This window comes from Paenibacillus amylolyticus (assembly GCF_001570725.1).
Taxonomy (GTDB): domain Bacteria; phylum Bacillota; class Bacilli; order Paenibacillales; family Paenibacillaceae; genus Paenibacillus; species Paenibacillus amylolyticus_A.
Genome location: NZ_BCNV01000003.1, coordinates 59,584 through 73,443, shown reverse-complemented (window position 1 = coordinate 73,443; position 13,860 = coordinate 59,584). Strand labels below are relative to the sequence as shown.

General features: G+C 47.7%; 14 protein-coding genes. 2 read left to right on the top strand and 12 right to left on the bottom strand.

What is annotated here, in order from left to right; translation table 11 throughout:
* Positions 1-180 precede the first annotated feature (180 nt).
* On the bottom strand, positions 181-1,062 hold the full coding sequence (locus PAHA3_RS18630) for a diacylglycerol kinase (protein WP_017690659.1): 882 nt from the start codon (positions 1,060-1,062) through the stop codon (positions 181-183).
* 518 nt (positions 1,063-1,580) lie between these two features.
* On the opposite strand from PAHA3_RS18630, the gene PAHA3_RS18625 reads away from it, so the two are divergent.
* Positions 1,581-2,297, top strand: coding sequence for an NPP1 family protein (locus PAHA3_RS18625; RefSeq protein ID WP_062836248.1), 717 nt, complete (start codon positions 1,581-1,583; stop codon positions 2,295-2,297).
* A gap of 112 nt (positions 2,298-2,409) precedes the next feature.
* Here PAHA3_RS18625 and PAHA3_RS18620 read toward each other — a convergent pair whose 3' ends face one another.
* Complete coding sequence (locus PAHA3_RS18620) at positions 2,410-2,826, bottom strand: DUF4395 domain-containing protein (protein WP_062836247.1); 417 nt, start codon at positions 2,824-2,826, stop codon at positions 2,410-2,412.
* Between the two features lie 71 nt (positions 2,827-2,897).
* Positions 2,898-3,824 (bottom strand): ketopantoate reductase family protein, encoded by a 927-nt coding sequence (locus PAHA3_RS18615; protein ID WP_062836246.1) that lies wholly within the window; start codon positions 3,822-3,824, stop codon positions 2,898-2,900.
* Positions 3,825-4,027: 203 nt separating this feature from the next.
* Between PAHA3_RS18615 and PAHA3_RS18610 the strand changes: the two genes are divergently transcribed.
* Positions 4,028-4,594 carry a TetR/AcrR family transcriptional regulator gene (locus PAHA3_RS18610; protein WP_062836245.1) on the top strand — a complete coding sequence of 189 codons (567 nt, stop codon included), beginning with the start codon at positions 4,028-4,030 and terminating at the stop codon, positions 4,592-4,594.
* A gap of 79 nt (positions 4,595-4,673) precedes the next feature.
* On the opposite strand, the gene PAHA3_RS18605 is transcribed toward PAHA3_RS18610, so the two are convergent.
* The 9 genes from PAHA3_RS18605 to PAHA3_RS18565 form a co-directional block, all read right to left on the bottom strand.
* Positions 4,674-5,609, bottom strand: a complete 936-nt coding sequence (locus PAHA3_RS18605) for a dipeptidase (RefSeq protein ID WP_062836244.1) — start codon at positions 5,607-5,609, stop codon at positions 4,674-4,676.
* 77 nt (positions 5,610-5,686) lie between these two features.
* The gene (locus tag PAHA3_RS18600; protein ID WP_062836243.1) at positions 5,687-6,430 is read right to left on the bottom strand and encodes a creatininase family protein; all 744 of its coding nucleotides are present in this window, start codon (positions 6,428-6,430) and stop codon (positions 5,687-5,689) included.
* 53 nt (positions 6,431-6,483) lie between these two features.
* Entirely contained in the window at positions 6,484-7,455 is a 972-nt protein-coding gene (locus tag PAHA3_RS18595) for an ABC transporter ATP-binding protein (protein ID WP_062836242.1), read from the bottom strand.
* A complete protein-coding gene (locus PAHA3_RS18590; protein WP_062836241.1) occupies positions 7,452-8,429 on the bottom strand; it encodes an ABC transporter ATP-binding protein in 978 nt (325 codons plus the stop codon). The genes PAHA3_RS18595 and PAHA3_RS18590 overlap by 4 nt, the downstream gene beginning before the upstream one ends.
* Before the next feature lie 79 nt (positions 8,430-8,508).
* On the bottom strand, positions 8,509-9,411 hold the full coding sequence (nikC, locus tag PAHA3_RS18585) for a nickel transporter permease (protein ID WP_082762892.1): 903 nt from the start codon (positions 9,409-9,411) through the stop codon (positions 8,509-8,511).
* A 2-nt stretch (positions 9,412-9,413) separates the two neighbouring features.
* Positions 9,414-10,346, bottom strand: a complete 933-nt coding sequence (gene nikB, locus PAHA3_RS18580; RefSeq protein ID WP_062836240.1) for a nickel ABC transporter permease — start codon at positions 10,344-10,346, stop codon at positions 9,414-9,416.
* Between the two features lie 47 nt (positions 10,347-10,393).
* A complete protein-coding gene (locus tag PAHA3_RS18575; RefSeq protein WP_235599502.1) occupies positions 10,394-11,215 on the bottom strand; it encodes a carbon-nitrogen hydrolase family protein in 822 nt (273 codons plus the stop codon).
* A 129-nt stretch (positions 11,216-11,344) separates the two neighbouring features.
* Positions 11,345-12,928, bottom strand: coding sequence for an ABC transporter substrate-binding protein (locus tag PAHA3_RS18570; RefSeq protein ID WP_062836238.1), 1,584 nt, complete (start codon positions 12,926-12,928; stop codon positions 11,345-11,347).
* Positions 12,925-13,593: an RraA family protein gene (locus PAHA3_RS18565; protein WP_062836237.1), complete on the bottom strand. Its 669-nt coding sequence runs from the start codon at positions 13,591-13,593 to the stop codon at positions 12,925-12,927. The genes PAHA3_RS18570 and PAHA3_RS18565 overlap by 4 nt, the downstream gene beginning before the upstream one ends.
* Positions 13,594-13,860: the final 267 nt, after the last annotated feature.

Genomic DNA, 13,860 nt, shown 5'->3' with positions numbered 1-13,860 from the left:
GTGACCACATGAGATTATACGCGATCCCACCATACACAGCAACTGGAAAATGCACTTCCATCTCGCCTTACGGCAGAGCTGAATCCAACTCTCCTCACCACTTATGCGATGCTATGCAACAACCACCTCGGCATCGATACTTTCCGCAAGCGGCCAACATCACCCCCTACCCCCACATTCTTAACGATACAGCATCAAGTGATGACGCAAATTCGTAAATGTAGCTGGCAACGTGCCGCCTAACTCTCCATCCAGGTTCAACTGTACATATCCCGGTGACGTAACTTCCATATGACTCGTCTGGAAATGAACCACTTTCTTGTCGTTCAGATGCTCCCCACGCAGCGCGAGCGTTACGAGGCGGATCATGTCGGCAAGATTACATTTGCGGACACCGATCACATCGAACAGACCATCATCAATGGTTGCACCTGGAGCCAGCTTCTCGAAGCCTCCGACTGAATTGGTATTGGCGATAAGGAATAACATGAATTCATCATGGATCTCTTCCTGACCGTCGGCGCGAATAATCAACTCCTGTGGAGACAGACTCGCCATTTTCTCAATACCCTTCATATAATAGGCCAGTTGCCCAATCATCGTTTTCAGACGACTTGGTACTTCATAGGTCAGTTCAGTCAATGAGCCACCACCGGCGATGTTGATAAAATATTTATCATTGGCCTTGCCCAGATCGAGCGGACGAAGCTGCTGGTTAATGACCAGATCCACGTAATCTTCCCACTGTCTCGGAATGCCGAGTGCACGTGCAAAATCATTCGTCGTTCCCAAAGGAAACACACCCAGCGGAGGACGGTTCTCCCGCTCGGCCATACCGTTAATCACTTCGTACAATGTACCATCGCCGCCAGCAGCAATAATCATGTCATAGCCGCGTTCAATCGCGAGTTCAGCTTCCCGGGTTGCGTCACCTTCACCCGTTGTTGCGTGACATGAAGCTTCAATACCACCTTGATCCAAACGCTGCAAAATATCAGCCAGACGTTTCTTCATTTCTTCCCGGCCTGAGGTCGGATTATATATTAAGCGAGCTTTTTTCATCTCATACGCCACCTATTCCACATTATCCATGAGTCTGAACGACCTCATATTCTTACGTTGCACGAGTCCACCAAAGGGCATATTTTTTACACAATAATGAACTTCCGTTAATGCTGCTCTAATCTTTCGTCTTACCTATATCTATGCATCAGGAATTCCGTCTCATTCCAAAGCCTTTATCTCCTATCATATCATCAAATGTAAAGATGTCCTAGCCTGTAATGTATAAGTATATTCTTTCATATCCGTACCCGCTAATCTGCCTATTACCCAATAAACCTCTCATACCTATCTTGAATCTGTTCCACTACCTTTTTTGTAAAATAGTCTCATTAATCAACCATTCTGCCCGCTTGGGCAGGAATTAGTCTTCGGTACTTTCATATTATTATGACATAGATATGCTACAAATTTACAAATCTTAAGATGAAAAGATAAATAAAACAAACCTTTTTCCACTATAGTCTTAGTGTATCCTCAACCCCGCACCACATCATACCTGTGAAGGAGAACTGTGAATGAAAAAAATCGTGTTAATGCTCATGGTTGCGCTTATGGCCTGTGTTCCCTGGGTCACCATTGTTGAAGCGGCAGAAATTAATCATGATCAGGTTGTCGGATTCCAGGAAGTTACACCAGTCACCGTAACGCAACAAGCAGCTAAGCTTTTTCAACCTTTTCTAAAAGTCTATCATGGATGCGTGCCTTTCCCCGCAGTGGACCAACAGGGCAATACCAGCGCCGGCTTGAATACCTCCGGGTCATCGAATGGAAACTGTAGCTCAAGTACAGGACAGGTCTACTCCCGTTCCGCCTGGCATAATGGGGCATGGGCCATCATGTATTCGTGGTATTTTCCCAAAGACTCCCCCTCCTCCGGACTCGGCCATCGTCATGATTGGGAAGGAATCGTCGTGTGGGTAGATAATCCGGCAGCGACCAATCCCCAAATCCTCTCCATCGCGTATTCCGGTCACGGCCAGTTCACCAACGTCACACCAAGCAGCAGCAACACACAAGGTAACCATCCGTTAATTTCCTATAATAGTACCTGGCCGCTAAACCATGAGCTCGGCGTTACCAGCGCTGTTGGTGGAACTCAGCCTTTGATCGGATGGGACGATCTGACTTCTGCAGCACGAAATGCACTTAACACGACAAACTTCGGTAGCGCTAACGTGCCTTTCAACGATAACAATTTCACCAACAATCTGAACAAGGCTTGGTTTAGATAAAAAAATCCCCTTCAAGTGAACAGCTCACTTGAGGGGGATTTTCATATAAGGCTATAGTGAATCGATAGCTTACCTTTTCAGCCCTGTCATCGTATCGTTTCTTCAGCCAACCTTAAAATCCAATTTTTCTCCCTGCACGCAGCTGTTTGTACCAGAAATACACCGTGCAGCCCACACAATAACCCAGCAGAGCCGCACTTGCAGCCGCGAGAAGCATGATGGAGAATACATAACCTGCGACTACCCAGCCTAGCGAGAACGAGATGAGTGCCAGAGACAGGAAGAGCACGGCCAGAATATTGTTGAATCGCTGTAGCTCCACCGCCTGCGTTTCTGTACCTTTACCAGTCAGCACGGCTTTGCCAATCTGTACGAACAGATTCAATTTGCCACCGGAAGCCAGCCCGACCACCTGAATGACCCACAGCACCCCCAGAACTACCAGAGGATTGAACACAAACGAGAGCAAAACAAACAATACAATACCAACCTGATTCGCTTTCACATAGCGCATGGGCACTTCCCGCATTTGCATATCTCCTTATCCCCATTTTATTAGTTGGTTTTATTGTAGTCGGTATTGGGGCAATGAGCAACATTTCATTTAAGGCGAGTAAAATCTCTTTTCAATACATCCCAATGGGGAGTCGGGGTGCCTGTTGTCTTTTTCCAATTCGTGAATGCGTCACTTAACGCTTCGATTTCACCAAAAACACCAGCTAAAAGTTTATGCATCGGAAGAAGGCTATAGATTTTCAATAATAGATACAACATGCGTTTATGTTTACGAATCAATCTGCCTTGAATCTCTGGTATAACCGATATACCCATAGCCTCCAGTACACTGATACCCTCATCCATCGCCTCAATCATATGCACAAGTTGCCGCTTGTTGCCATCCAGTTTTTTTAACTCATACTGCTCATTAAAACTCACTGCATTAAGCATTAGAATGGGGATGATATGGCTTTTCAGCCAGGCATCAATATCGCTTAAATAATTTAGCTTGTATTTCACACGTTGGAAAGCTTGATCCAGCAAAGGTTTGAAGCCTATCTCACCGTCCAGACTGCCGATCACCATTTGTGCGCTCCCTCCACCGATGGATAACATGCGGTCCTTGTCACGCCTACCTCCACTTACATGGAATCCGAACGCGACCTGTTTTTCCCTCGGACTATGCTCTTCCAGATAGGTCTGCATACTTCGTGCATCTGCGTTGTTTCCCACGATCACAATATTGTTGCTCTGATTCTCTGCCAGAATAGGTAACACGGAAGGAAAATCGTTGTATTTCATGACAACAAAAATCAGATCATATTGGTCATTTGCCTCCAACGTTCTGACTACCCGAACCGGATCAACTGTCGTTTTGAATTGGAAAACATGCCGGATAACGATTCCATCCTTCTCCAGCTCCTCTGCCCGCTTCCCTCTAGCCAGAATAGTGACATCATTGCCACCACGCACCAGAACTTGCGCCAGTTGACTGCCCAAAACACCTGCACCATACACTAATATCTTCATTGTCTATCCCTCTATTTCATATTTTATCAATATCCGTTGCTTTATGAACATTTGTTGATAAAATAAGAGTATCAAAGCAACTGGCGTGCTTCAATCGCTAAAATATCCGCTTTCGTTCAATAATCAACGAAATACTCATTATTGTTGATAATCATAAAAAATTTGAGAAATAGCAGAGATATAAAATATTAAAGGAGGACGCCATGGACAGACGCGTGCTAAAAACAAGAAAGGCCATTATGGAGGCTTTTGTGGGATTGCTGGCAGAAAGGGATTTCGAGCAAATGACCATCAATGACATTGCCGATCGAGCGAATGTTAACCGGGGAACGATCTATTTGCATTATACAGACAAGTTTGATCTGCTGGACCGATGCATTGAAACCTATCTGCAACAATTAGTAGAAGCCTGCATGAATGATCATGTTCAGACTCCGCTAACTGCGAAGGACGCCCTGCTCCGCACCTTCCGCCATCTCGAAGAACATGCAGCCATCTATACCACGCTTCTAACCAAAGAAGGGATTCCTGCATTCCGAGCAAAGCTGATGACGCTTATGATTCAGGGCGTTGAGGAACAAATGAATGCATGCGGCGTCCAAGGAGGCATGAATAAAGAGATAACGACACAGTTTCTTGCTTCTGCTGCCGTTGGCCTGGTGGAATGGTGGATTATGAATGCCATGCCTTATCCTGCGGAAGAGGTGGTTGACCAGTTAATCGCATTGCTGGAACTCCATCTGAGCCTGCCTGCGTTAGCGGTAAAATGAACACCCTTTCTCCCTGAAAGACTAGTCTATGCAGGCGTAGAGGACGTCCATTAATCTCCCGCCACAGCTTCATCTCAAGCTATAGCGAATTTACACGCCGTAGGAAGTTATTGTAGGCAAAGCCCCGCACCTGCTCTTCCGAATATTGTTTAAGCAACTCATTAATCAGATTTTGGCTTTGGGCAGCATGTTCGAGCTGTTCAACATGGCTGGTGATTCCGTCAAAATCAGAACCCAGACCAATGTTGCTTACTCCTCCAAGAGAGCAAAAATGATCAATATGCTTGATCAGATCAGCGATCGTAGCGTTACCCTCTGCAGCAGATTTGATAAACTCAGGGAAATAGACCACATGTATCGTAGCATCTTTGGCAAAGAGTGCCTTGGCCTGTTCGTCGCTAAGGCTCCGAGGGTGATCATATACCGCTTTTGCATTGGAATGACTCGCGATCAGATAATCGGCAATGTCGAGGGTGTCCCAAAAACCGCGTTCGTTCAAATGACTGACATCCGTCAGGATTTTATGCTTATTGTTAAACTCAATGATATTACATCCAAATGCGGACAGCCCCGCCCCTCTAGGCTCCAAAGCCCCATCCGCAGCGAGATTAGCATAGTTCCAGGTCAAGCCGACCGAGCGGACTCCAAGGCGATACAGAATGCTTAGCTTATGGAGGTCATTCCCGATAGGATCAACTCCTTCCAGCGTAAGAAAGGCACCGATCTCATGCTCCTGCAACTGCTCAATATCACTCCAACGGGTGATGTGTTTGATGTCCTGATTTTTCTCCAACACTTCCTCATAAAAATAGTGGATCTGATCCAGCGCAGATTGAAACTTCTCCGTATCATTCAGATTGGGAGGCACGAATACTGCGAATCCCTGCACCTTAACCCCACCTTCGATCAGGCGTTGTTTGCTGGTCTCCAGCTCAGGTGCGTCATGGAAGGAGAGTTGACCCTTGGCAAGCCATATTCTAAACAGCGAATCACAATGCAGATCTATAATGTGCACAGATTATGCTCCTCTCGAAACTCATGATAATGTGTTATTACCCTCCATACCTCATCATCTGATCTTCCAGCCCTTCATCATTTGATGTCCCAGACCTCATGAAGAAATTGAACAATGCGATCCACCGATTGCTGAACTAATGCCTCACCTTTTTCCTTGGTAGCGAATGACGGAGAACCGACCACACCCGACTTGGAGATGGACGACAGGCGGCCATATTTCACGATTTCCGGAAAAGAATCTTCATAGGAAGGTACTTCATCTGCGATCTTATCCTGATTTACGAGCTCAGGGTGCAGATGCAGCAGTACCGAGGTGCCAATCTCCGCCGCGTGACCGTTAGCCCATTTGCCGGATTCGGATATGCCATGATCTTGTGCTTTGATGAATCGCCAGCAATCAATCTGCGCGGCTTGCACGTCACCATGCTGTTCCCGAAGCTGATGAACAATCTGATTAATCACCGGGACATTACCGGCATGACCATTGATAAAAAGGATACGTTTGAACCCCCATGTAATCACACTATGTACAATATCGCCAAGATACGCCTTCAGACTTTCCGGACGAATTGTAATGGTTCCGGGAAAATCATTCAGGACATTGGAATCACCAGCTTCCACCGTTGGTCCAATAACCGCACCGACACGTTCGGCTACCAACTCGGCTAACCGATCCGCAAGCAGACCATCCGAGCCAAGGGGCAGATGAGGACCATATACCTCGATTGCGCCTACGGGGATAATCACAAGCTCCGTTTGCTTCTTATATTCCTCGAACACCGTCCAGCTAATCTCTCTAAGTTTACGGCTCTGTGTCATCGTGATCTCTCCTGTCGGTATAGTTATGTGAAAAAATAATTAGAATGCTTCGTTTAAACCTCGGCATACAGATGACAGGCGACGTAACGACCTCCCACATCCTGCAACTCCGGCTTATCCGTCCGGCAAATATCCATACAAGCGTGACAACGCGTATGAAAACTGCACCCGGAAGGCGGATTGGCTGGACTGGGCACATCCCCTTGTAGCACAATTCGCTCCTTCTTGATCAGCGGGTTCGGACTAGGTACTGCCGACAATAACGCCTGTGTATAGGGATGCAATGGTGCTTCGAATAAGTCTTTTTTATCCGCAAGCTCAACGATGCCACCCAGATACATCACACCAATACGACTGCTAATATGTTTAACCACGCTTAGATCATGGGCGATGAACAAGTAGGTCAGCTTGAATTGCTCCTGCAAATCCTGAAGCAGATTAATAATCTGTGATTGAATGGAAACATCCAGCGCGGATACAGGCTCGTCGGCAACGATGAGCTTCGGATTCAAAGCAAGTGCCCTGGCAATACCAATCCGCTGCCGCTGTCCCCCACTAAACTCATGACCATAGCGGTCTGCATGACGGCTGCTTAAGCCGACAATTTCCAACAACTCATCTACACGCCTGGCTCGTTCTTTACCGGTTGCTGTCTGGTGGATATCAAGAGGCTCAGCGATGAGCTCGCCTACAGTCATGCGGGGATCGAGGGAGGCGTACGGGTCCTGAAATACCATCTGCATATCTTTTCGCATTTTGCGTAGCTCTTCTGGCGGCAGTCCAACCATGTTTCGTCCCTCATAGATAATTTCACCTTCTGTTGGACGAAGAAGCTGTAGTAATGTCCGACCTGTTGTTGATTTGCCGCATCCACTCTCTCCAACGAGCCCCAGTGTCTCCCCTTTATAGATCGTAAACTTCAGGCCGTCTACGGCCTTCACTTGTCCCACCGTACGATTAAAAACGCCTTTCTTGATCGGAAAATACTTCTTCAGATTGTTCACCTCAAGCAGCGGCTCATTCATAGAATCGCCTCCTTCGCATCTGCATGAAGCCAGCATCTGACTGTGTGTCCGACCTCTACCGTCTCCAGCTGTGGCAGCCGTTCATGACAAATATCTTGCGCATATTCACAGCGGGGGCTGAAACGACAGCCTTGTCTCAAACTGCCAGGCGGGGGAACGCTACCTTTAATGGAATAGAGCCTGCGTTCATTGGTGTCGAGTGTTGGCATCGATTTGATCAGCCCCTGTGTATAGGGATGCTTCGGATTCGTAAATAGTGTCAGTACATCGCACTCTTCAACAATCTGACCGCCATACATCACGGCTACACGGTCACACATCTCCGCAACAACGCCGAGGTCATGGGTAATTAGCAAAATGGAAGTCCCTTCGCTAGCCTTCAGCTGCTGCATAAGCTCCAAAATTTGCGCTTGAATGGTAACGTCCAGCGCGGTAGTTGGCTCATCGGCAATGAGCAACTTCGGACTACAGGCCATTGCCATGGCAATCATAACCCTCTGCCTCATGCCACCAGACAAGCGATGTGGGTATTCATACAGAATCTGCTCAGGGCGTGGAATACCGACAAGCCGCAACAATTCGATCGCTCTCTCTTTGGTCTCGGATCGACTGACTTTCCGATGATTGCGGATCGCTTCCCGAATCTGGTCACCAATCGTGAACACCGGATTGAGCGAAGTCATCGGCTCCTGGAAGATCATCGCCATTTCGTTACCTCTTACCGTTCGCATCTCCTTCTCGGAGAGGGCAAGAATGTCTTTGCCATCGAAGGTAACGGAGCCTTCAACCTTTCCTTGCGTTAATCGCATGGCGGTTAACGAGGTAACACTTTTGCCAGAACCAGACTCACCAACAATACCAACCGTCTCCCCTTCATAGATCGTAATATCGACACCGTCTACTGCAGGAATGACACCCTCGCTTGTGTGAAAATACGTCTTGAGTGCCTTCATTTCAAGTAATTTGCGTTTCAACGCGAGCCCTCCTTGTCATTTCCGGTACAGTAAGCTGCGCTCTTGTTGTCTGCTGCCATTCCTCGTGAAGCGGAGCAAACTATACCTTCATCTTGGGATCAAGCGCATCGCGCAGTCCATCCCCCAGCATATTGAAGCCCAGAACAACAAGCATAATCGCCACACCTGGCACGATAGAGATATGAGGTGCAGCTCGCAGGAATTCCCGGCCCGTACTCAGCATGGTCCCCCACTCCGGTGAAGGCGGTTGAGCCCCCATCCCCAGAAAGCTCAGTCCCGATGCGGACAGGATGGCTGTTGCAACCCGCAACGTGGAGAGCACGATGATTGGAGCGATACTGTTCGGAATAATATGTTTGAAAATAATTCGGCTATGCTTCGCTCCCATGGATCTCGATGCTTCAATATACTCTTTGCTCTTAATAGAGAGCACCGCACTGCGGGAGATCCAGGTGAACGACGGAACTGAGAATATGCCGATGGCAATCATTAGATTCATCATGCCGGGTCCAAGAACACTAACGATGGCCAGCGCAAGCAAAAAGCCTGGGAAAGCCATAAAAATATCGGTAATGCGCATAATCAGCGCTTCGATTCTGCCCCCGAAATAACCAGCGATTGTGCCGAGTGCGACGCCAAATACGACAGAGATAACCACACCTACTATGCCGACCATCAACGAAATACGTGAACCGTAAAAGATACGCGAGAGCATGTCTCTTCCATACTCATCGGTTCCTAATGGATGACTGAGAGATGGTGATTGCAGCAGCTTATCCATATTTTGTTCCAGTGGATCATACGGAGAAATCCATGGCGCCAGAATCGCGATCAAAATAAACAAGGTGACGATCCATAGGCCAATCATCGAGCGTTTATTGCTGCCTACCCTCTTCAGAATCTGCCTTAACAATCCACTTCTGATGGGTGCAGCTGCTGGACTTACCTGGACGGATATGGGCACAGCATTGGGTTCACTCACGGTTATGCCTCCTTCCGGTCATAGCGTATTCTCGGATCTACCGCGGCATAACACAGGTCTACGAGCAGATTAATAATGACAAAAATAAAGGCGACAAACAGAATGCTCCCCTGTACAGCCGAGTAATCCCGGAATTGAATCGATTGAATGATATATCTGCCTAGGCCGTTCATCGAAAATACCGTCTCCGTCAGCACCGCTCCACCTAGCAGATTGCCGATTTCCATTCCAATGACGGTAATGATAGGCACGAAGGCATTTTTAAGTGCATGCTTATAAATAATGAGCCACTCGCGCACTCCCTTGGCCTTGGCTGTCCGAATGTAATCCTGATTGATCACCTCAAGAATACTGGATCGCGTCAGGCGGGCAAGTACAGCAGCGGAGGATATGCCAAGTACCAGAGCAGGCAGTATGAAATGCTTAAATTCGCTACTGCCTCCAGAAGGCAGAATGGGAATATAATATGCGAAAAGAAGAATCAGAATAATACCTAGCCAGAACACCGGCATCGATATACCGAATAACGAAAAGGCCATTGAAGCGTGATCCCGTGCACTACCTGGCTTGGTTGCAGCGATCACCCCGGTGAATAAGCCAATGACAATCGTTACAAGCGTGGCAAGCAATGTCAAAATCACCGTGTTCGGAAAACGCTCCAGAATTTCCTGAAGGACCGGATTATCCGAACGCATCGACGTGCCAAGATCACCTTTCAGCAATTGCAGATTGTACTGCACATATTGCTCATACATCGGTTTGTCCGTGCCCAGTCGCTCCCGAATGATCTGAACTTCCTCCGGACTCGCATCCATCCCGGCAATAAGCTCTGCCGGATCACCGGGAACAAGCTGAAGGATGACGAACGAGAGTAGAGAAACACCGATTAAGGTAGGTATCATTTGAAGCAATCGTTTCAGAATATAGTTAAACACGTTGTGCTCCTTCCTGGCTGATTGCCCGGTTCAGGCCATCCTGACGGTTAGCCGTACAAATGAGCTTGTCTATGCAAATGGGAAGGGAGCTTGGCACGAACATCGCAAACCCGCTCCAGGTCAATGCGGTAAGGAATTAACGTCTCCGTCTCGTCGCCACGTGCAACGACAACCCCCATCGGGTCAACAATCAGGCTCTGCCCGATATAAAACTCGTTGATTTGGTTCACGGCAACGACATATGCGGTATTTTCCAATGCTCGTGCAGTGACGAGTGTTTCCCAATGTTGCTCTTTGACATGTCCGCGTACCCAGCCGGATGGAACCAGAATGATGTCCGCACCATGCAGTGCTTGGTAACGAGCAATCTCCGGAAATCTCAGCTCATAACATACGAACAATCCCAGTTTGCCAAAAGGCGTATCGATTGGCTCGAACAATGCTGTGCCCGGTTTAATATCACGTGATTCCTTCGCACCGAAAGCATCGTATAGATGGGTTTTGCGATAGCTGCTTACAATCTCCCCATCGGAATCAATGATGACAGCCGTGTTATAGACCCGATCGTCATCGGAATCCTCCGTCGTCTCCCGCGTACCGAATACAACCCAGACACCATATTGCTTGGCAAGTGCGCGCATCGTTGTCGCGAAATGCCCATCGAGCGGCTCTGCATCTTCCAGCTTCTGTTCCCGCGGCGTGCCGATTTGGTAGAAGCTCATGAAGGCTTCCGGGAAAACAACGATATCTGCGTGATGAATACGCGTTGCTTCCTCTAGTGCTTTTTCCGCTTTATCTAGGTTCTCCTGTTTAGTACTGGACGACCCGAACTGTGCCATAACGAGTTGAAAGGTCATTGCTGTACTCACACTCCTAATTTGTTTTTTACAAAACCTCATCTTCACTTCAGTCTTAGATTCGTACTTTCTTTCGTTCATACGCCCATTCATTCATTGCTTCACATATGGTAAAGTGCCGTCTGCACGGCACCCTTCAGCTTATTTGAACTTCACACCACGCAGATCCCATAACAGTGAAGGCAGGAATGTAATGCCCTCAACCTTGCTCGAATAACCGACTTGAACACTATCTTCGTACAGTGGAATCCATGGTGCATCCGCTTTAATCAGTTGCAGAGCCTCATTGTACGCAGTTTGGCGTTCTTCCTTATCCAGCGCTTGACCACCTGCAAGAATGAGTTCATCTACCTTAGGATTATTGTAAAAAGCGTAATTGGACTTGCTTGTGGAGAGGAAACTGTCCCTAAGCAGAGCATCCCCGTCACCAGTAACGGATGACGCGCCTCGGACAAATAGATCATAGCTGTCCGGATTTTTGAGTGCATCGAGATAAGAGGCAAGTTCAAGCACCTGTAGCTCTGCTTTGAATCCCAGCTGTTGAAGGCTGTTCTGTACGAATTCAGCAGCAGGACGATCCTGAACTGTATTGGCTGCGAGAATAATACGCAGTGGCGTTCCTTCCGCAACGCCTGCTTCTTGCAGGAGCTTCTTCGCGGCTTCCACATCGTAAGCGTAGGCACCTACGTCCGCATAACCAAAGGAATTTTTAGAAATAAACGAAGTGGCAACTTCAACACGTCCCTCATACAGTTTCTTGACCAACGTTTCGCGGTCGATCGCCAGATTAAGAGCATTGCGAACCTTCACATCATCAAATGGTGCATGCTTCGTGTTAATGCCGATATACCCCACACGGTTGGTGGAACGGGTATTCACCGTAAAGTTGCTATCATTGGACAGGCGTTCAATGTCTGTAGCTGGCACTTTATCGATGATGTCAGCTTCCTCGGATTCAAGCATAATGACACGAGCAGCATTTTCAGTTACGGTCTTGAACGTAATGCCACTTACACCAGGTTTGCCACCCCAATATTGCTCATTGGCTTCAAGCACAACCTCATTACCTGAACTCCAGCTCTTGAGCTTGAAGGGACCTGTGCCTACAGGTTCTTTGGCAATACCTTCTTCATTTTCCTGAATGGATTTGGGGCTAATGATACTACCGGAGGTCACTGCAATATTGTTCAAAAATGCGCCTTGCGGCTCTTTCAGCTGAAACACAACCTCGGAATCACTCGTTGCGGTGACGGATTCAATGAACTGCCCCAGCGTTGCATATTGGGAAAGCTTCTTATCCGGATTGATCAGACGATCAAAGTTTGTCTTTACCGCCTCCGCATTAAAGGGGGTTCCATCCTGAAACGTCACATCTTGGCGTAGTTGGAAGGTCCATGTTTTGCCGTCGTCGGATGTCGTCCAGCTCTCGGCCAGCTGCGGGACAATTTCAAGCTTGTCATTGAAGGTAACCAGACGGTCATAGATCTGATAACTAATTAAACTGGAGATGGAATCGGTGGAGTTCTGGGGATCGAAGCCAATGGCATCCCCTGTTAGAGCAATGGTCAGACCCTTGAGCGAAGCGTTCTCGGCTGAGCCACTGCTATTGCTTGCAGATGAATTGCTATTCGTGTTCGAATCGGCCCCGTTGCCACAGCCAACGGCAAACAGTGATAAGGCAATCAGGATACCGCCAAACTTGTGCATAAAAGGTCTTTTTTTCATCTCGTGCTTCCCCCTTCATGATCTGCTGCCTCGTGATGTGCGGAATGGGATGCAAGGAGCTTCCCATACCCGAGTTCCTGCCGGCGTTGCTCTTCCTTACGCTGCTTGTCCTGGGCAATGACCCCGATCTCCTTGGCATAGCGCGGATTAATGACAAAGACACCATCATCATCACCAACGATCAGATCGCCAGGCTGAATACTGACGCCGCTGACACTCACCGGTGTGTTGACCTCACCCTCAAGTTGCAATGAACGAGTGGTTAGTGCACTAATGCCTTTGGAGTAAATGGGAAATCGTAGCTCTGTAATCGGACGAACATCGGTCACACAGCCAGATATAATCGCTCCGGCAATTTTTTTGTCCAATGCTGCATACGTTACAAATTCACCCCAGCATGCCCGCTGGTCATCGCCTGACATATCCACAACGATAATGTCGTTCGGCTGGGCAATTTCAAAGGCGTGACGGATTGCCGATGCGTCAAGGTGAGGAATGCGTACAGTGACGGCATTGCCCAGCAATCGAATGGGACGGAACAGTGGCTGCAAGCCATTTAGAAAACCAAAATCAGTCATATGTCCGATTGTTGATGGACTAATATCCGAATACAGCTCTAGCAGCTCATCGGTAACCCCCTGTACTCTTGGCTCAATGCGAAACATAAGATGAATTCTCTCCCCGCTTACTAAAATGGTAAATAATAAATCACATAAGAATACTATGAATTTAACTTAATGAAGAGGATAGCATTGCCTGTCCTTGGCAGTCAATGCATTAGCATATAGATAATTCCAATCGAGGAATAGGGGAAAACTATCGATCCTTGTCGTAAAAATGTGTTATCGACAGAGCCGTATTCGAGGAATAAACGAGGGTTGCGATTACTTCAATCATCACAAAAAAAACCACGTCCAAGGACGTGGTTTAAT

Bases quoted from the DNA above. Each gene is read 5' to 3' on its own strand.
- PAHA3_RS18630 (WP_017690659.1), bottom strand. From the start codon at position 1,062: ATGAAAAAAGCTCGCTTAATATATAATCCGACCTCAGGCCGGGAAGAA.
- PAHA3_RS18625 (WP_062836248.1), top strand. From the start codon at position 1,581: ATGAAAAAAATCGTGTTAATGCTCATGGTTGCGCTTATGGCCTGTGTT.
- PAHA3_RS18620 (WP_062836247.1), bottom strand. From the start codon at position 2,826: ATGCGGGAAGTGCCCATGCGCTATGTGAAAGCGAATCAGGTTGGTATT.
- PAHA3_RS18615 (WP_062836246.1), bottom strand. From the start codon at position 3,824: ATGAAGATATTAGTGTATGGTGCAGGTGTTTTGGGCAGTCAACTGGCG.
- PAHA3_RS18610 (WP_062836245.1), top strand. From the start codon at position 4,028: ATGGACAGACGCGTGCTAAAAACAAGAAAGGCCATTATGGAGGCTTTT.
- PAHA3_RS18600 (WP_062836243.1), bottom strand. From the start codon at position 6,430: ATGACACAGAGCCGTAAACTTAGAGAGATTAGCTGGACGGTGTTCGAG.
- PAHA3_RS18595 (WP_062836242.1), bottom strand. From the start codon at position 7,455: ATGAATGAGCCGCTGCTTGAGGTGAACAATCTGAAGAAGTATTTTCCG.
- PAHA3_RS18570 (WP_062836238.1), bottom strand. From the start codon at position 12,928: ATGAAAAAAAGACCTTTTATGCACAAGTTTGGCGGTATCCTGATTGCC.
- PAHA3_RS18565 (WP_062836237.1), bottom strand. From the start codon at position 13,593: ATGTTTCGCATTGAGCCAAGAGTACAGGGGGTTACCGATGAGCTGCTA.